This is a genomic window from Psychrobacter urativorans (assembly GCF_904846675.1).
In the GTDB taxonomy this organism is placed as follows: domain Bacteria; phylum Pseudomonadota; class Gammaproteobacteria; order Pseudomonadales; family Moraxellaceae; genus Psychrobacter; species Psychrobacter urativorans_B.
Genome location: NZ_CAJHBT010000006.1, coordinates 46,755 through 65,539, shown reverse-complemented (window position 1 = coordinate 65,539; position 18,785 = coordinate 46,755). Strand labels below are relative to the sequence as shown.

Below are 18,785 nucleotides of genomic sequence, written 5' to 3'. Positions count from 1 at the left end.
CAATTGCTAGATTAATTACTGGCTAGATTAACTATTCAGCATCATCCAAATTTAAGTTACGGTCTATGCGCCAAATTAATAAACAACCTAAACTCATCAACACAAACATCGTGACCCCAAGCTTAAGCACAGGATTAACTGGGAATAGATTCAATAATACCCCACCGAAAATACCCACTGAAAACATCAGTGAGCCTTGTAGGGCACTTGCCATCCCAGCACGACGTTTTTGAAAGGCCAGCGCAATAGCAGTTGCGTTCGGTTGCGTTAAACCTAACCCAGAGATGCAAAAGAAGATACAGATTAAAACCAATGGCAACCAAGAATCGCTACCGAAGGTAAGTCCTAAAATAAATAAACCAGCTGAAGCAGTCACCTGCATCAACGCGCCAAACCGTAATAAACTTAGAATACGATAGTGATTGGTTAGCCATTGATTCAATTGAGTCAATGCCACAAAACCTACCGCGTTCATCCCAAATATCCAGCCAAAATGGGTCGATGAGATGCCATACGTATCCATTAATAACTCAGAGGCGGCGCTAATATAAACGAACATCGCCCCCATCAAGAAGCCACCGCCGATTGCCGGATAGTTAAAGGTCGGGTCTTTGAGCAGATCCCAATATTGACTGAGCACTTCTTTAGCGGGCCTAACGTTGCGGTTCTCCTCGGTAAGGGTCTCAAAGAAGAAGAATTTGGTTAATACCAGATTCAGCAGACCAAACGCTGCTAAAAACCAAAAAATAGAATGCCAACTAAAAAATCGCAGGAATAGTGCACCGAGCGATGGCGCTAATATGGGCGCTAAACCGATCACGAGCACCATAATAGAAAATGCTTTTGCGGTTTGCTTAGCGGTTAGACGATCTCGAATCGCAGCGCGAGTAACCACTGCTCCTACGCAAGCTCCGAGCGCTTGCAGCGTACGCCCTGCAAATAATACATATTCATTATTGGTCGTGGCACAAATCACTGAGGCAATCACATATAAGGTCATGCCAATATATAAGGGCTTGACCCGACCAACGCGGTCACTAAAGGGTCCATAGAACAGCTGCCCAAATACTAGACCTACAAAATAGGCAGGTACGGAGTTGGCAATAAAGGCAGTCGGTACATCGAAGCTGTCCGCCATTGCCGGCAGTGCTGGCAGATACATATCAATAGATAGTGGGCCAACGGCTACAATGAGCCCAAGCATCAGAATCCATGCAACGGGTAATTCTGCTGAGCGTACTCGATTTTGAGCAGTAGATGACTGGGACGGAGTAGATTTTGGAGCAGACATATTTCAGACCATTAATATGAGGTTATAACAGACAGTGTTATATCGTACTGCCTGCGGATATTTCAATAGAGATATGCAGTTCAGCAACCAGCTTTCATCTAAAAGCGTTAGCATTAACCAATCTAGAACGTATTGGTTTAGCGGAACTGCCGTTTTACAAACGTGGTGGCGCTTTGTTTGGCTTTTTTAAGGGCGAGCTTGCGATTACGACCGAGCATCAATTTTACTTGCCACATTTTTTCTTGATAAAGGGTCATTGCGGACTGCTGATACATGGCATTAATAACTCGCTTACTAGCCAGCACCGCATCGGGAGAGCGTTCTGCAAATTCAGCAGCAAGTATTTGTGCATGCTCTAACGGGGCATTGCTACAATGGCTCACGAGACCCAATTGCTTAGCGCATTCTCCATCAATAATACGAGCGCTCATCGCCAGCTCTTTTAGTACGTCTGCACGCACCACGCCCAGCGCCGATTGGGTGAGTCCCATATCTGGCACTAGGCCCCACTTGGCTTCCATAATTGACAGCTTACAATCGGGATGACTGATACGCACATCGCAAGCCAATGCCAGTTGTAATCCTGCGCCAAGACAGTGACCTTTTAACACCGAAATCGCGGGCACTGGCACATCACGCCAAACCAAACACACTCGTTGAAATAAACTTTGGCACGGTTTAATCAGCTCCCAAAAGGCATAGGCTTGGTTTTTGGGTTGATTCAAATCACCCAAATCAATACCGGCACAAAAGGTATTCTCAGTGCCGTTAATAATGACCGCCCGTAGTTTTTTATCCATGCTAACCTGTGTCGCAACTTTAATCAGCTCATGCATCATCTCAAGGTTCATGGCATTTTTTTTGTGCGGACGATTTAAGGTGATGGTTAAGATATTTTCGGTAACGCTGACTTGTAGCGTCTGATACTGATGAGTGGCAACAGCGTGCATGACGACAATCCTTAATAGCAAAAACAGTAGTAGGTGAATAGTAGGGCAGACAAATAACAATGACAACTATCGATAACTCATTAATCTTAGCAGGCTTACATCAACACTGCCCTATCAATAACTGACCATAAAGTTAGGAGCAGTTCCTCATAAATAAGTGTTATTGATAGCTAAACTCCTCCCTACTTCATCAACACCCTATTTTATGAAACAGCTACTTGTTAATACCATTAAATCATTTTCCATGTCATGTCATCTTCACTGAGACGATGGTAATTGAGCTGCGGATAAGGGCCCAAATCAAGCATCTGTAAATTGCTCAGCGCTAGCATTAAGGCGTCATAATGCGGTTTGAGCATTGCAAATTGTGCTGGCGTGGTGTGTTGACTGTTTAATAAGCATTTGTCTTCTAGGTTCTGACTGGCTTGTCGCAGTTGCGGTACACCGGTATAGCGGCTTGCGCCCAAAATACGATGGGAAATTTGACCCAGCTCACTGCGGTCATGTGCTTGCCATGCTTGGGTTAACGCCTCTTTTTCACTAGTAATGCTATCGAGCATCATAATAATAAGCGTGGCGGCCAAATCTGGTTTATTCGCTGAGCGCGTCAAGGCATCTTGCCAATCTAAAATATCTAAATCGTCTATAGCACTGATTTTTAAGCGGCTATCTGATAGAGGATAGTCTGACGATTGACTTTCCTCTTCAGTCATTGCCTCAATCCCTGAGTCTTGAGGTTGGTCTTGGTATTGCAAGCTTTTATAGCGTGGCTGAGTCGTGCGTTTAGGTTCACGCAGATAGTCGTCACGCGGCTTGATATCACGCATATAGTTATCACGGATTTTTTTGAGCGACAGCGGACGTGCCATATTTTTATCGGCTTGGCGTGCACTTGGCTTGGTACTAATCGCGACGCTAGTGCTGGAATCATGGCTTACATTATCAAGGGTATTGACTGCCGTACTTTCTGTTAACAGTTTTGGAAAGGCAAGCTTGTGATTTGAGTCGTCTTGAGCCAACGCATTTTGCGCAGCGTATTGTGATTGCGGCATAGTTTGTAGCATTTTCTGCGGCGTAGAATTAGTGGGTGCTGCTGTATTGGCCTGTGAGGTTGCCGTGCGCCCTAGCCATTTTTGTAGCACTTGTAGCAGTTGTGGCTGGCTAATGGGTTTACCGACATAGTCATCAATGCCGCTGGTGATTAATTTGTCACGCTCATCAGATAATCCATGCGCGGTTAAGGCAATGATAGGAATGCGCTTATCAGGGTTTTCGATTTTACGAATTTGCTCAGCAGCAGCGCGCCCTGACATGCGCGGCATTTGAATGTCCATAAAAATTAAGTCGATATCATCTTTATCACTATCATTTTTAGCATGCAGTTTTTTATCAGCATTGTTTTTATCATCGTTCAAGCTTTCGTTTTGTTCACTATTATTGCTACTGTTGCCAGAATTAGTAGCCGCTTTACTCACTTGTGCGCGGGCTTCTGCTTTAGAGATTTGAGTTTTATTCGATAAGTTTTGCGGAGTGGTTTTAGAGGTTTTTATATTTTTGGTTTGTTGTTTACTAATCAGCTCAATCGCATCAAAGCCACTATTAGCCGTAATGACGTTAATACCCAACTCACTAAGAAGCGCATCTAATACTAATAAATTGGGCAAGTGGTCATCAACCGCTAATACCGTCACCCCATTCCAGCGCGGCGCTTGATTCTGTACCGTTTGGCTTTTCTTTTGGGTGTCGAGCATGCCATACAGTTGGCGCTTATCTAATGGCTCATATAATATATTGGCTTGATAACGGTTGAGCAATGCTTGGTCAGCGGTAACTTGATAGCCAAAGACGGCAAGTTTCCCTTGATAATGCAAACGGATCTGTTTGAGCAGTGCCATCATGTCATCTTTAGTATCATTATCGACAATCACCCAATCCCAATAATTGCCGCGCTCTTTAAGCGATTCGAGGACCCCTGGCAAGGAGTTGGCTTGGGTTAAATGAATGGGCAAATTTTGCAGGCTGGCTTTGAGCACTTGACGGGACGCGGCATGGTTAATCCAAACCAATACATGAAACTCATCGGATGCGCTCGCTAGTGGCGCAAGCACCGGCAGCGCAATAGTTTGACCCGTTGCCGCTTCTAAGACGTCAACATGGGCGGGCATCCGAAACCAAAATGTCGCCCCTTGATTGGCAATATTTTCTTGCGCATTATCATAAAAGCCAATATCACCGCCCATCAAGCGCGTCAATTGCTTGGATATCACTAAGCCTAATCCAGTACCACCATATTGACGGGTGATAGACGGATCACCTTGGCTAAAGCTCTGAAACAGCATTTTTTGATCGGCAAGAGAAATACCCTTACCGCTATCTTGGACGCTAATCATGAGATAATTATCTTGATAATCATCCAAGCTGACACGCACCACCACGTCCCCACTATCAGTGAATTTGATGGCATTACCGACAATATTGGTCAGCACTTGCTTAAGGCGTAAGGCATCGCCGTTGATACGCATCGGCACATCGTTATAAAATAATACCGCAACACGCAGACCTTTTTCTGCAGACACTGGCGAGAGCATATCGACAACATCATAAATAGTGTCATATAAATCAAACTCGTGACGGTCAAGTAACAATTTACCCGCTTCAATTTTGGAAAAATCAAGAACATCATTAACCAATGCCAATAAATGCGCGGAGGATTTACGAATGGTTTGCACGTATAAATCTTGTTCCGCGTTCAGCTCACCGTGACGCGCCAGCAAATTAATAAAACCGTCAATACTGTTCAGTGGCGTGCGCAGCTCATGGCTGATATTGGCCAAAAATGCTGACTTAGATTGGCTGGTTGAAATAGCCGCATCACGGGAGTTACGAATGGAGATATTTTGCATTTCCATCTCATCAAAAGCGAGGCGCAAGTCATCTTCGGTTTGTTCCGCGTGGTCTGTTAGTTCTTGAAAGCTTGAGTGCAGTCGCCGCAAAGTCTTGACCAAATCTTGCTGTAGTAAGTTCAGCTCGCCATCAGATTCCACCGGAATGGGCTTATATAAATTATCTACATGGGTTCGCTGTAGTTGCAGGCGTAGCTCATAAATAGGCGCAATCCAGCGCTTGGCGTAGATGTTTAGACTTAACAATAAAATTAAAATAGTCAATAGACCAGTAATCACTAGCGCCATAGCGATACGATAGCGGGCGATATATAATGGCTCATTGTCCATATCGACCAATAACCACAGCCGTTGCCCCTCAAACTCGCCCAATGCACTGCCATAAGCGGTACCGATAGGTGTGGCTTGCTGCGATAAAAAATTTTGCGTGGCATCTATCGTTGGCCAAGTTTCATTGACGCCGTAGCCCACTGTCGCTAGCACTTGATTGTTCTCATTGATGATGGCTATGCGCTGCACGTGCTGCTCAGATTGCATACGGCTGAGCTTATCGCGAATGGCCACCAGCGTCGCCATTGCCCCCTGTGGGGCAATATTAGAATTAGCACGGTTCTCATCAATGATTACCGTACTAGATGCCGTTGGTGTCTTTACCCCACCGAGCGCTCCTTCTGAGAGCACGGCACTGCTAAGTCTGCCACCACGGGCGCTAATATAGTGGTCGGAGTGCACCTGCGATATTGGCAACTGCGAATTCTTCACACTGGTTTCGAGCGCGGACTGACTGGCAGACGCCACGCCATTGACGATTTGCTCCGCTGTTTTTTCATTGTCTTTTAATTGTTGGCGCTCTTGCTCAAGCAATGCCGGAATCAGCTCAGTAACCATCGGTTTATAACGAATCAACACAGCCTCCGCTAAGGCTTTTTGCTCCGACTCACTGGCGCGCATAGTTTCATAAAACACCAACATACCACCGACTGCCGCCAAAACACAAATCGGCAAAAACACCAATATAATCAACTGATCATAGGCGCTGCTGGTATCAAAGCGTTTTTTGTATGCCATGCTAAATGTGAACTCCGTTGACGTTTTTGCCATATCATTTGTGCAAATGATACATGGCATCCAATACCGCTGTGGCTATATAGCTGGCATTCAGAATATTAAGGCTATTTTAGCAGTATTTATAAAGGTAAATGCTACCAATGTGCTTACTCATCCTTTTTTAAAATATTGTCCATTTACCAATAACTCTTGATGCCATCAGCGCAGGTAAAAACAAAATGATATAATGACGTAATTTTTATTTGCCTGTATTTATTTACCTCTATTTGATGCTAACAGCACCTCTTTAACCCTTACCTTATTATTGAAGATAACAACAAGGATGCCTTATGTCGTCTACCGCCATGACAAACGCTAACTTCATTACCCAAGCCACCGACCTTGCGGATTGCGTGGGTCAAACGCCCTTAGTCAGATTACAGCGCTTGCCTGAACAAGAGCAAATCACTAATGGAGCGCAATTACTTGCCAAATTGGAAGGCAATAATCCGGCAGGGTCGGTTAAAGACCGTCCAGCCTTTAATATGATTTATCAGGCCGAGCAGCGCGGCGATATTAAGCCCGGTGACACCTTAATTGAGGCGACCAGTGGCAATACTGGTATTGCGCTAGCCATGGTAGCTGCGATGCGCGGCTATCCTATCATCCTCTTGATGCCTACTAACTCTACTCAAGAGCGTAAAGACGCGATGGCCGCCTATGGCGCCACTTTAATTGAAGTCGATGAAGGTATGGAAGCGGCGCGCGACTTAGCGCTACAGATGCAAGCTGACGGCTTAGGCGTGGTGTTAGATCAGTTCAATAACCCAGATAATAAGCAAGCGCATTATCTCACCACTGGCCCTGAACTATGGCAGCAGACTGACGGTAAAATTACTCACTTTATCAGCTCTATGGGTACCACTGGCACTATTACCGGAGTGTCACAATATTTAAAAGAACAAAACCCAGCGGTACAAATTATCGGCTTGCAACCTGATGAAGAAGCCTCTATTGCTGGTATCCGCCGCTGGCCTGCCGCTTATATGCCTGGTATTTATGAGGCAGACTTAGTCGATGAAGTCATGGATATTGACCAGCATATTGCTGAAGTTTATATGCGTAAACTGGCCAAGACTGAAGGTGTTTTTGCCGGTGTCTCTTCAGGTGCTGCTGCGTGGGCAGCCGTACAGATTGCTAAAGCTAACCCTAACGCCGTGATTGCGTTTATTGTCTGCGACCGCGGCGACCGTTATTTATCAACGGGCTTATATAATGTTGATGACAGTGTTGCCGATGGTATTGATAGCAACGTTAACAACCTTGCTGATAACGTTAGCAAATAAGCCTTATAAATGGTAAATCAGGATAATGCTATGATTCATGCGCTACCTTACAATCCCGTACTGGTTTTCGATATCGAGACCGTTGCTGACATTGATGCTGCACGCCGCCTTTATCCACAATTAGCAGATTTAAATGAGGCTGATGCCCTGACTGCGCTGCAAGCGATACGTATCCAAGAGAGCGGACGCGATTTTATGCGCATACCGCTACAGCGCATTGTCTGTATCTCAGCATTTTACGTGCAAGGTGACAAAACCACGCTATTTTCGTTAAGCGCTGAGCATTTATCAGAACAAGAGATTTTGCGTAAGTTTTTCAAAGCATTCAGCGAGTTTCAAGACTTGCCGCAACTGGTTAGCTGGAATGGCTCAGGCTTCGATATTCCTGTGCTCATTTATCGCGCCATGCTTTATGATTTAAGTGTTCCATTGCTGTTCGAAGAAGGCGACCATATAAGGAATATGCGCTTTGATAATTATATCAATCGCTATCACAATCGCCATTTAGATTTGATGGATAGATTCAGTCAATACGGTGCCAGCCAGCGCCAATCTATGGATATTGTGGCAAGTCTCTACGGACTGCCCGGCAAGACTGATATTGATGGCAGTATGGTCGGCGACTTAGTGGCGCAGAAAGATTGGCAAACACTGACGATTTATTGTGAAAGCGATGTGCTCAATACTTGGCTCATCTACTTGCGCTGGCTGCGCTTGACTGGCAAATTATCCTCAGAGAGCTTTAATGCTTGGCAGCAGCAAACCCGCGATTATTTGGCACAGTTTGAGCCATCAGATGAGACGGATGATAGCAGCGTTCGCCATCAAGAATTTATTGCTGATTGGGCAGCCGCCGCTTTATAAATTCACACTGTATTTCTTATTTATTACTTACCTCTTTTTATTTCCATTATTTATCACTTATTGTTAAGGCAGGTTTATGCAACCCACCGACTCAAAGACTTCTGTAGCCCCTGAAGCTATTGCAAAAAATCATGAACAATCCGCTGATGCGCCTAACGCGCAAGGCAGCAAAACCATCACTACCCCGCCCAATAAGAAAAAGAACAAACCCTCCTCAAAGATACGCCGCCGTTTAAAAGATGCAGAACCGCTACCTTTTACCATTGATGGCTTATCGCATGATGGTCGCGGCGTTGCGGTCTATGGCAATGGCTGGAGCGAGGAAGACGGTCATACTGAGGAAAAGCATGGCAAAAAAGTATTTGTCAGCTTTGCGTTACCGGGTGAAAGTGTCGAGGTTAAACTCACCAATAGCCGCGCTAGCTTTGAAGAAGGCGATGCACTCACCGTTACCGCCAATCCGAATCCTGAGCGCGCGGTGCCACCTTGTCCGCACTTTGGCGTTTGTGGCGGTTGTAACTTGCAGCATTGGCAGCCGGATAGCCAGATTAACTTTAAGCAGTCAGTACTTGCTGAGATGCTAGTACACCAAGCGGATACAGCGCCCGATACTTGGCTGGATCCAGTGGTCGGTGATCGGCTTGGCTATCGTACCAAAGCTCGTCTTGGCGTGCGTTATGTGGCCAAAAAAGAAACCGCGCTGGTCGGCTTTCGTGAACGTTCAAGCAACTTTTTAGCTGAGCTCAATGAATGTCACATTTTAGACCCGCGTATTGGTTTTGAGATTGAAAACTTAAAAGCCCTTATCAGCTCGCTTGAAAGTCGCAGCAAAATCGCCCAGCTTGAATTAGCCATGGGTGAGTATCTACCGGAATTGCCTGATGGCAATCAACCGGTCGCGCTCATCGTGCGCAACTTAGAACCATTATCAGATTCTGATGTTGATAAGCTTAAAGTCTTTTTTGCCGCTCGCAACTGGCAGCTGTATTTGCAATCTAAAGGCGTTGATAGTATCGAGCGCATTGCTCTCACTGCCGATGATGACATGAGCCAACAGTTCGGCCGTCTATATTATCAACTGCCGGAATACGACTTAACCTATGAGTTTATTCCTACTGACTTTACTCAAGTCAACTTGTCGGTTAATCGTCAAATGACTAAGCTGGCCTGTGATTTGTTAGATTTAAAAGCTGGCGAGCGAGTGCTGGATTTATTCAGTGGCTTAGGCAACTTTAGTCTACCGCTGGCACGTTTGGTTGGCGAAACTGGTTCTGTAGTTGGGGTCGAGGGTAGCGAAGCCATGACCCTACGCGCAGCTGACAATGCTAAACGTAATGGCATCCATAATACTGAATTTTATAGCCAAGACTTGACTCACGACTGCACTGATAAACCGTGGGCCAACCAAGGTTTTGACGCGCTACTTATTGATCCGCCGCGTTCTGGGGCGTGGGAAATTATGCAGTATTTGCCGAAGTTTAATGCTGAGCGTATCGTTTACGTCTCATGTAATCCAGCAACCCTTGCGCGTGATACTAAAGCTTTGCTCGATCAAGGCTACCGTCTCACTCATGCTGGAGTGATGGACATGTTCTGTCATACTGGACACGTGGAATCAATTGCTCGTTTTGAAAAAATTGCCGCGAAGTAATTTTCGTATAAGTAGAATTTATATAACAGGGTTTGTGTAATAGTAACCGCGTTGTAGTAAGCTTATAAGAGTATAAATTATCAGCAAATACGAATGTCAAAACAATAACCCTTAATTAAATATTCGATTAAAGTTTATAAGTATTTAGTAGCGGTGTTACTCTTATAAGCACTATTATTACAGACTCTCGCTTGAATCGTGGTTTGAAAGTGACATAATAAGACAGTCAGTAATGGATAATTAACTGCGTCAACATAATAATAAACTGCAGACTGGACAATAATGAAACGTACACTGTTTCAAGGTAGCTAAGAGGAGCCGGCTATGGTAAAGATTCGTGAAGGGTTGCCGCTGATAGATGGTCAAACCACACAAGCGGATAGTGCAACATCAGCTGCGCAACTGGTTGCTAACCAACGCTCTCAACAATCTGCTAATAGCTACGCCCAAATACCGCTAGATATTAAGCAACAGCTGACCACCCATAAACTCCATACGACTTTTGACCGCTCAGTTGGACAGGTTTATCACAGCCACGATCATAATGACGACCCGACAATTGGCAATGAGTATTTAAATAACGTCATTTTAGATGAAGCGCAAATGCTCTCAGAGGATATTGAAGCGCTGGATTTAGATCATGCCAATATTGACGTTCCTGTTTGGCTTGATAATGTCGCTAAACGTATCGGACTGGAGTCAGTACCTAACCTCACTGTAGCTTGTGAATTTATCCGCAGCCGTATGAATACCAAGGAGTCTGAACGCTCAGGTGCTTATGTGACTGGCATCGGCATGACCGATATTCTGACTTATCTATATCAAGATGAAGATGCTTTAGTCGCAGCTATGTTATACCGCAGTGCGCGCAAATCTCTAATTAGCTTAGCTGATATTGAAAAAAACTTTGGCCCTGATATCTGTACTTTAATCAAAGATACCTTAGCAATGGGCAAGCTGTCAGATGTCATAGAGAGCAATAAGCGCTTGGAAGATCACCTTGCCAATAACAAGCGCGATCAGTTGTCCAATATTTATAGTATGCTTATTTCGGTCACTAACGATGTACGCGTCGTACTCATCAAACTGGCCGAACGTACTTTTGCCATGCGCGAATTATCCTTCTCAACCACTGAACGTCAACAGCGCGTGGCGCGCGAAGTGATGACCATTTATGCCCCAATTGCTCACCGTTTAGGTATTGCCCAGCTAAAATGGGAGCTAGAAGACTTAGCCTTTCGCTATCTTGCCCCCGAGCGCTATAAAGAGATTGCTAAGCTATTATCTGAAAAACGTAGCGAACGTGAAGCTTATATTCAGCGAGTACAAGACTTGCTCAATGAGTCCTTGGCCGATGCTGATATTAGTGCTGAGGTGTCAGGGCGGGTTAAGCATATTTACTCTATTTACCGAAAAATGAAGCTCAAAGGTTTATCATTTGATCAGCTTTATGACATCCGAGCGCTGCGAGTATTGGTCGATAGCCCATCGGACTGCTACCACGCTTTAGGACTGGTACACGGTTTATGGCGTTATATTCCTGAACAGTTCGATGACTATATCACCAATCCAAAACCAAACGGCTATCGCTCCTTACATACCGCTGTGATTGCCGAAAACAAATCGCTAGAAGTACAGATTCGCACCCAAGCCATGCACTTTGAAGCTGAGCTTGGTATGTGTGCGCATGTGAATTATAAAGAAGGGCTCAAAAACAAAAAAGACAACTATCTCAATCAAAGAATCAGCTCATTACGGCAACTGCTATCTATTAATAATGAGACCCGTAATCAAGCCAGAACAGCCCTGTCCGATGGTGAGGGTAGCGACGAGAATGACCTTATTGAATTAGAGGACGACGAGCAAACCGTCGATTTTGATGAGCTTGAGCGCATCTATATTTTTAGCCGTGACGGTGATATTACCGAGCTACCCAAAGGCGCAACGGTGCTCGATTTTGCCTACTATGTGCACACGCAAGTGGGCAACCACGCCCAAGCAGCACGGGTCAACCAGCGCTATGTACCTCTAACTTATCAACTCAAAACGGGTGAACAAGTTGAGATTATCACCAAAGCCTCACGCGAGCCCAATCGCGATTGGCTGGTTGCCTCACTAGGCTATATTTATACCAACCGCGCGCGCTCAAAGCTGCGCCAATGGTTCAATAAACAAGACCGCGATAAGAATATTGAGATCGGGCGGCAAATGCTCAGTAAAGAGCTTGAGCGCTTGTCCGTACATCCTAATAGTATTGATTTAAATGACTATCTCCATCTTTTTCATGTCAATAACACCGATGATATCGTAGTCGGCTTAGTGACAGGTGAGATTGGACTGCATCAACTAACTGGCCACATCTCGCGTCAGCTGCATTTGGAACCTGAAAAGGAAAAAGAAGAGTATGCACCGAGCGTTGATCCAAAAGCCACTGGTAAAATTGATGCCTACAAAATTTGTATTGACGGTCTAGATAATATCGAAATAAATATTGCTGGCTGCTGCCAACCTGTCCATGGCGAACCGATTTCTGGTTATATCACCTTGTCACGCGGGGTCAGTATTCACAACCGGGGTTGCCCTGAATATCTGCGACTGGTCGAGCGCGATCCTGAGCGCGAAATCAGTGCGGCTTGGAAGTCAAAATCTGGACACTCACAACCGGTAGATATCCACATTGAAGCTTATGATCGGCGCGGATTGCTGCGTGATTTGACCCAAATTATCGATAAAGAAAACGTTAATATCCGCAAGGTTGAAACTTTAAGCACCGATGATAATATTGCTTTTTTGAAGTTTCATATTGAAGTCTCGGGGCTGGCACACTTATCCAAGTTATTAGCCAAGCTTGAGCAGCAACCGGGAATTTTACATGCGCGCCGTGCCGTTGCTTAGCATTTTATTATTTAGTAATAGATTGTTTAACAATTAAAAGAACTGTCTTTAATAACAATAAGGTCATCATCAAAAACCACTATGCCTGAGTTACCTGAAGTCGAAACCACCAAAACCAGCCTGAAGCCTTTACTGGGTCAGCAAGTTAATGCTGTGCAAGTTTTTCAGCCAAAATTACGCTGGCAGATGCCATCTGATTTAGAAGACTTAGTCGGCTACACCCTGCATAGCGTAGAGCGTCGTGCAAAATATCTAATTATCACTTTTACCCAAGCCATAAATGAGCAAGCGCAGCAACAACTGCCTGCTCGTCAACTAATCATGCATCTAGGTATGTCAGGTAGCTTGCAACAGCATCCTTTCGGTACTGATAAGCGTAAGCACGATCATTTAATCATAACTTTTAGCGCTGCCGATTGCGTTAATAGCACAGCTACACAGTTGCACTATCATGACCCCAGACGTTTTGGGGCAGTATTATGGTATGAAGATTATAGTAGCAAACTCTTAGATCACTTGGGCCCTGAACCCTTATCACCAGACTTTACTGCTGATTATTTATACCATTTAATTCAGCGTACGGTTAAGGCAGATGACGCATCTGATAAAACCAGTAAAAAACGCCCTATTGCGCGTCCGATTAAATCAGTGATAATGGAGCAGAAAGTGGTGGTTGGCGTCGGCAATATCTACGCGACCGAAAGCTTATATCTGGCTGGCATTCATCCAGCCACCCCAGCACATCAGCTATCATACGATCAGATTTCGGTATTGGTTAAGCACATTAAGGATATTTTGCAAAAAGCAATTGTGCTTGGTGGCTCGACACTGCGTGACTTCACAATCGCCAGTGGTCAAACTGGCTATTTTCAGCAAACCTTAAATGTCTACGGTAAACAAGGCGAAAAATGTCCTCATTGCGACATGCCACTTGATAATATTAAACTCAACGGTCGCGCTAGTGTCTATTGTCCAAATTGCCAGCCACTACCGTAAAAGCTATATTAGAAAGCCCGAGTTATTTATTTTAACTAGTATCGATAGCAAGCTGGCTTTTTATCTGTAGACTAGGAAACACTTGTGCATTTGTGTTGCTTATCAACGCCCATCTTGCTTTAATGGTATTTATTACGACCATATTATAATTATTTCTTGCCGAAGAATTATCTCTATCGCTTATAATTTTTAAAATACTATTTTTAGGATACTGTTATGACAGTTAATTCCAACCCCAAGCTTACCGTAACGCATAAGTTTGCCACTGTAATGATAAGCATGAGCCTTATTATAGCGATGATGCAACCTGCTTCAGCCGCAATAGAGATTGATGAAACCGACTTTGGCCCCTCTTATAACACTATGGTCGTGGATACGGTCGCCGGTAAGCCGTTACAGCTGGTTACCGCAGTTGCTGGTACGATTGCTTATGTCGTCAGCCTACCCTTTTCATTGATCGGTGGCAACGCCGAACAAGCTCAGCAAAAGCTATTCGTTGAGCCTTGGGATGCCATGGCACGCTGTTTAGGTTGCACGGTTGCTGAAGACAGTTATTATAAATCACAAGTAGTTGATGACAATGTCGTGCGTATCGTCGTCGATCGTCCCTCAGAGATTCTAATTAATACCAATGATTATGTGATTGTCACGCCTTAGTTTTCACTCCTATAAGTACCCTTTAAAGAAAAGTCATTACAACATTTTTTAAAAAACCATCAGAACAATTTCGTTAATAAAATAGCATTTATATAAAAATAATCGCATAAAAAAAGGCTAACATCGCGTTAGCCTTTTTTATTTCAGTAACAAAGCTCATTGAGAATAAATATTAAGCACCTTTCTTACGACCGTGACGCTTACGCTCACTTTCAGTTAAGTAGCGCTTACGCAGACGAATAGATTTTGGTGTAACTTCAACCAACTCATCATCTTGAATAAACTCAAGCGCCTGCTCAAGGGTAAACTTAATCGCTGGCGTTAGAGTCAACGCTTCATCAGTACCACTAGCACGAACGTTGGTTAACTGTTTGGCTGTTGTTGGGTTAACGGCCATATCATCGTTGCGTGAGTTCAGACCAACAATCATACCTTCATACACTTCAAGCTGTGGCTCAGCAAACATCTTACCACGCTTTTGTAGGTTAAATAGTGCGAAGCCTAAGCAAACACCTTTTGCCATAGAAACTAGTACACCATTAGCACGGCCGCCAACATCACCAATCTTTTGTGGTCCATAATGCGAGAAGCTTGAGGTTAAGATACCAGTTCCTGAAGTCAAGGTTAAAAACTCAGAGCGGAAGCCAATGAGACCACGAGCTGGTATTGTCGCTTCAATACGCATGCGACCTTTACCATCAAGAATCATGTTGGTCATTTCACCCTTACGTAAACCAACCTGCTCCATGATTGGGCCTTGATGCTGCTCTTCAATATCAAAGATAACGTTTTCATACGGCTCTTGCAGCTTACCATCAACTTCTTTAACGATAACTTCTGGACCTGATACGCCAAGCTCATAGCCTTCGCGGCGCATGTTTTCGATTAACACAGATAGATGTAGCTCACCACGGCCCGATACTTTAAATTTCTCAGGTGACTCTGTGTCTTCTACACGCAATGCCACGTTATGAATCAGCTCACGCTCTAGACGTTCACGAATATTACGTGAGGTCACAAACTTACCTTCACGACCAGCAAACGGTGAGTTGTTTACTTGGAAATTCATCGATACTGTTGGCTCATCAACGGTCAACGCTGGCAAGGCTTCTACATGATTGGGATCACATATCGTGTCAGAAATGTTAAGCGCATCTACACCCGTAATACAGATAATATCACCTGCTTGAGCGTCTTCTACTTCAATACGATCAAGACCATGATAACCCATAATTTTTAATATACGACCATTACGTGTTTCGCCGTCTTTATCAATCACAGTCACTTGCGTGTTAGTAGATACTCTACCACGCTGAACACGACCAACACCAATAACACCAACAAAGCTATTATAATCTATGCTTGATATTTGCATGCGGAATGGAGCATCTGCATCAACCTGTGGTGGCTGCACAACATCTACAATGGTTTTGAATAATGGCGTCATATCATCAGCAAGATCATCTGCTTCCAAACCGGCAACACCATTCAGTGCAGAGGCATAAACAACTGGAAAATCTAGCTGTTCATCACTGGCACCAAGGTTGTCAAACAAATCAAAGATCTGATCCATTACCCAATCAGGACGTGCACCAGGACGATCAATTTTATTGATAACGACAATTGGTTTTAAGCCTTGTTCGAACGCTTTTTGAGTCACAAATCGGGTCTGTGGCATTGGTCCATCAACGGCATCAACGACTAAAAGCACGCAGTCAACCATTGACATAACACGTTCAACTTCACCACCAAAATCGGCGTGACCTGGGGTATCTACGATATTGATACGATACTCGGTATCATCAGATTTATCCGTCCATCTGATGGCTGTATTTTTAGCCAAAATGGTGATGCCACGCTCTTGCTCAATATCACCTGAATCCATTGCGCGTTCCGCAATATTGGCACGGTCGCCGAAAGTACCAGATTGATGTAATAACTTATCGACCAAAGTAGTTTTACCGTGATCAACGTGGGCAATGATTGCGATATTACGCAAATTTTTAATGTCGTTCGCCATATAAAATGCTCGTTTTGTCTTAATAAAATGCAGTAGCAGTAAGCGCCGCTGGATAAGCTTTCATCATCAATCAGCCAGATAGTTTATTCTGCTCTTAGACGCCTGCACAATGAGTGCATTGGGATAAGTAGTACAGTAGAAGTAAACATCTATACCGACACATCCATCTTACCGTTAGCCATGCTAGTGTACACCCTGTCAATTTACAAAGTGTTTGGGCGGCTAGTATAACATTATTGCATTACAAATTTATGCAATAACTTAATTTATCTGAGAGCTTTATTGAAAGTAATAAAAAAAGCCACCCCTAGAGGTGACTTTTTTTAATTTTACAGACTGGCTAATAAGTAATTAGGCAGCAACTATTTATTGAACATCCATATCTTTAGTTTGTTCAACAGTCATAGTTTTGTCACCAGTGATGATGGCATAAACACGACGGTTCATAGCGCGACCTTCTTCAGTGTTGTTATCAGCGATTGGCTTGTCATAACCGTAACCAACGGTTGATAGACGGTTTGGCGCGATACCAAATTCGTTGGTCAACATAGATTTCACAGCAACGGCGCGGGCTTCAGACAGACGTTGGTTATAACGTGCTGATGGACCAGTTTTAGAAGCATGACCTTCGACACGAGCCATAGAGTTAGGATACTCACGCATCTTCTCTGCTACCTTAGCAATCTCTGGCTGATATTGATTTTTGATAGCTGTTTTATCGTTATCAAAGAATACACGCAGTTCCATTTTTAGCTCATCAGTAATGTCTACTTGTAATGGGCAACCACGTTCATCAACTACTACGTTCATTGGAGTACCTGGGCACTCATCAATACTATCAGGTACGCCATCACCATCAGAATCAACATCAACTTCGTCAACAACAACAATTGGAACTACTGGCTCGCTAACTACTGGTGCTGCAGGCTCTACCATTGGCGGTACAGCAACTGTTGGTGCTAAATGGCCACCAAGTACAACTTCTAGACCGGCTAAAGCCATGCCTTCCCACCAGTCGTTATCAAAGTTATGAATCGCACGCGCTTCACCACGTAGGCTTAGTGCGTTATTGATACGATACATAGCACCTAGACCCAAGTTACCAATGGTATCTTTAGTACTGGTAATTTCATTACCCGCTGCATTTTCAATTTTAATTTTAGATTGACCAGCACCTACTAATACATATGGTTTGAACGCACTGTCAGTGTAACCAGTAAATTCTTCAGTACCGATCAAGAAGTTACCAGAAATCATTTGCTGTTCAGCGTCGAAAGAATCGTTTCCATCTTGGCGTATACCATCAGTATTTGAGACACCATATTCTACTTGGAACTGTGTAGAAGGTGTCAATTCGATACCTAACGCTGCACCAGTATACAGGCCATTCTCTTTATAATAACCATTGCCAGCGCCATCTCCCATTACGTCAATCTGATCCTCATCAGCGCCTTCGCTGTAATGATAACCTAATAATAATGGGCTGATAGTAACGCCGGCATTCGCTGCTAGTGGCGCAGCTGTTACGGCAAATAGGGCTAAAGCAATTTTATTCAATTTCATGGATTTCCTCCAAAGGATAATTTGAGTGATGCGTCAAGCATTACCGCTTCCTAAATGACCTAGAGAATAGGCATCTTTTTCGAATATATCATTATACAACAAAACTAATTAGGAAGTAGCTTAGCGACTATCAATCCAGTTTACAACTTTTTTCGTCACACAGCTACACATTATTACACGATAATGTAGTAACTGAAACACAATAACGAGCTAGAGTTACTAATCACTAACAAATGTTACTTTTATTGTCTTCATAACGTTAGTTGGCAATAAGTAGGTAATAAATAAATATTTTTCTTTAAAGGTATTTCTATTGTCTGGTCACAGTTTAATACAATTAATTTCATTTCTCCATTATTAAAACGAGTTATTCACTAATTGTAACAATTTATGACATTACACTTATATTTCCTCTATATATAGAATGGACATTTTTTTGCTATTGGGTCACTATAAACCTATAGTAATTTTACTAGTTTTTACTATTAACTGCCTTTAGTTAATAGTTTTTGATATTATCTATTTAGCACCTAAACTGATAATTGCAAAACACTTAAAAAACTACAATGAAACAATCAGGATGAATATCAAGCTGTAAAAAA

The 18,785-nt window shown here is 43.7% G+C and carries 11 protein-coding genes; 6 read left to right on the top strand and 5 right to left on the bottom strand.

The window, feature by feature from the left end:
* Positions 1 to 31: 31 nt before the first annotated feature.
* The 3 genes from JMY06_RS04720 to JMY06_RS04710 form a co-directional block, all read right to left on the bottom strand.
* Entirely contained in the window at positions 32 to 1,291 is a 1,260-nt protein-coding gene (locus JMY06_RS04720) for a multidrug effflux MFS transporter (RefSeq protein WP_201616637.1), read from the bottom strand.
* A gap of 137 nt (positions 1,292 to 1,428) precedes the next feature.
* On the bottom strand, positions 1,429 to 2,241 hold the full coding sequence (locus tag JMY06_RS04715) for a crotonase/enoyl-CoA hydratase family protein (protein WP_201616635.1): 813 nt from the start codon (positions 2,239 to 2,241) through the stop codon (positions 1,429 to 1,431).
* 230 nt (positions 2,242 to 2,471) lie between these two features.
* On the bottom strand, positions 2,472 to 6,212 hold the full coding sequence (locus tag JMY06_RS04710) for an ATP-binding protein (protein WP_413786885.1): 3,741 nt from the start codon (positions 6,210 to 6,212) through the stop codon (positions 2,472 to 2,474).
* Between the two features lie 329 nt (positions 6,213 to 6,541).
* Here JMY06_RS04710 and cysM point away from each other — a divergent pair, with 329 nt between their 5' ends.
* The 6 genes from cysM (at position 6,542) to JMY06_RS04680 (ending at position 14,600) form a co-directional block, all read left to right on the top strand.
* Complete coding sequence (cysM, locus tag JMY06_RS04705) at positions 6,542 to 7,537, top strand: cysteine synthase CysM (RefSeq protein WP_201616633.1); 996 nt, start codon at positions 6,542 to 6,544, stop codon at positions 7,535 to 7,537.
* A 30-nt stretch (positions 7,538 to 7,567) separates the two neighbouring features.
* The gene (locus tag JMY06_RS04700) at positions 7,568 to 8,401 is read left to right on the top strand and encodes a 3'-5' exonuclease (protein WP_201616631.1); all 834 of its coding nucleotides are present in this window, start codon (positions 7,568 to 7,570) and stop codon (positions 8,399 to 8,401) included.
* A 76-nt stretch (positions 8,402 to 8,477) separates the two neighbouring features.
* The gene (rlmD, locus tag JMY06_RS04695) at positions 8,478 to 10,052 is read left to right on the top strand and encodes a 23S rRNA (uracil(1939)-C(5))-methyltransferase RlmD (RefSeq protein WP_227672167.1); all 1,575 of its coding nucleotides are present in this window, start codon (positions 8,478 to 8,480) and stop codon (positions 10,050 to 10,052) included.
* 324 nt (positions 10,053 to 10,376) lie between these two features.
* Positions 10,377 to 12,947, top strand: coding sequence for a RelA/SpoT family protein (locus tag JMY06_RS04690; RefSeq protein ID WP_201616629.1), 2,571 nt, complete (start codon positions 10,377 to 10,379; stop codon positions 12,945 to 12,947).
* Positions 12,948 to 13,028: 81 nt separating this feature from the next.
* Positions 13,029 to 13,943 (top strand): bifunctional DNA-formamidopyrimidine glycosylase/DNA-(apurinic or apyrimidinic site) lyase, encoded by a 915-nt coding sequence (gene mutM / locus JMY06_RS04685; protein WP_201616627.1) that lies wholly within the window; start codon positions 13,029 to 13,031, stop codon positions 13,941 to 13,943.
* 216 nt (positions 13,944 to 14,159) lie between these two features.
* Positions 14,160 to 14,600: a hypothetical protein gene (locus tag JMY06_RS04680; RefSeq protein ID WP_201616625.1), complete on the top strand. Its 441-nt coding sequence runs from the start codon at positions 14,160 to 14,162 to the stop codon at positions 14,598 to 14,600.
* Between the two features lie 172 nt (positions 14,601 to 14,772).
* Here JMY06_RS04680 and typA read toward each other — a convergent pair whose 3' ends face one another.
* Together typA and JMY06_RS04670 are read right to left on the bottom strand one after the other, a co-directional pair.
* Complete coding sequence (gene typA / locus JMY06_RS04675) at positions 14,773 to 16,620, bottom strand: translational GTPase TypA (RefSeq protein ID WP_201616623.1); 1,848 nt, start codon at positions 16,618 to 16,620, stop codon at positions 14,773 to 14,775.
* 366 nt (positions 16,621 to 16,986) lie between these two features.
* Positions 16,987 to 18,183: an OmpA family protein gene (locus JMY06_RS04670; protein WP_201527944.1), complete on the bottom strand. Its 1,197-nt coding sequence runs from the start codon at positions 18,181 to 18,183 to the stop codon at positions 16,987 to 16,989.
* Positions 18,184 to 18,785 lie beyond the last annotated feature (602 nt).

Bases quoted from the DNA above. Each gene is read 5' to 3' on its own strand.
- JMY06_RS04720 (WP_201616637.1), bottom strand. From the start codon at position 1,291: ATGTCTGCTCCAAAATCTACTCCGTCCCAGTCATCTACTGCTCAAAAT.
- JMY06_RS04670 (WP_201527944.1), bottom strand. From the start codon at position 18,183: ATGAAATTGAATAAAATTGCTTTAGCCCTATTTGCCGTAACAGCTGCG.
- cysM (WP_201616633.1), top strand. From the start codon at position 6,542: ATGTCGTCTACCGCCATGACAAACGCTAACTTCATTACCCAAGCCACC.
- JMY06_RS04690 (WP_201616629.1), top strand. From the start codon at position 10,377: ATGGTAAAGATTCGTGAAGGGTTGCCGCTGATAGATGGTCAAACCACA.
- JMY06_RS04680 (WP_201616625.1), top strand. From the start codon at position 14,160: ATGACAGTTAATTCCAACCCCAAGCTTACCGTAACGCATAAGTTTGCC.
- JMY06_RS04710 (WP_413786885.1), bottom strand. From the start codon at position 6,212: ATGGCATACAAAAAACGCTTTGATACCAGCAGCGCCTATGATCAGTTG.
- mutM (WP_201616627.1), top strand. From the start codon at position 13,029: ATGCCTGAGTTACCTGAAGTCGAAACCACCAAAACCAGCCTGAAGCCT.
- rlmD (WP_227672167.1), top strand. From the start codon at position 8,478: ATGCAACCCACCGACTCAAAGACTTCTGTAGCCCCTGAAGCTATTGCA.
- typA (WP_201616623.1), bottom strand. From the start codon at position 16,620: ATGGCGAACGACATTAAAAATTTGCGTAATATCGCAATCATTGCCCAC.
- JMY06_RS04700 (WP_201616631.1), top strand. From the start codon at position 7,568: ATGATTCATGCGCTACCTTACAATCCCGTACTGGTTTTCGATATCGAG.
- JMY06_RS04715 (WP_201616635.1), bottom strand. From the start codon at position 2,241: ATGCACGCTGTTGCCACTCATCAGTATCAGACGCTACAAGTCAGCGTT.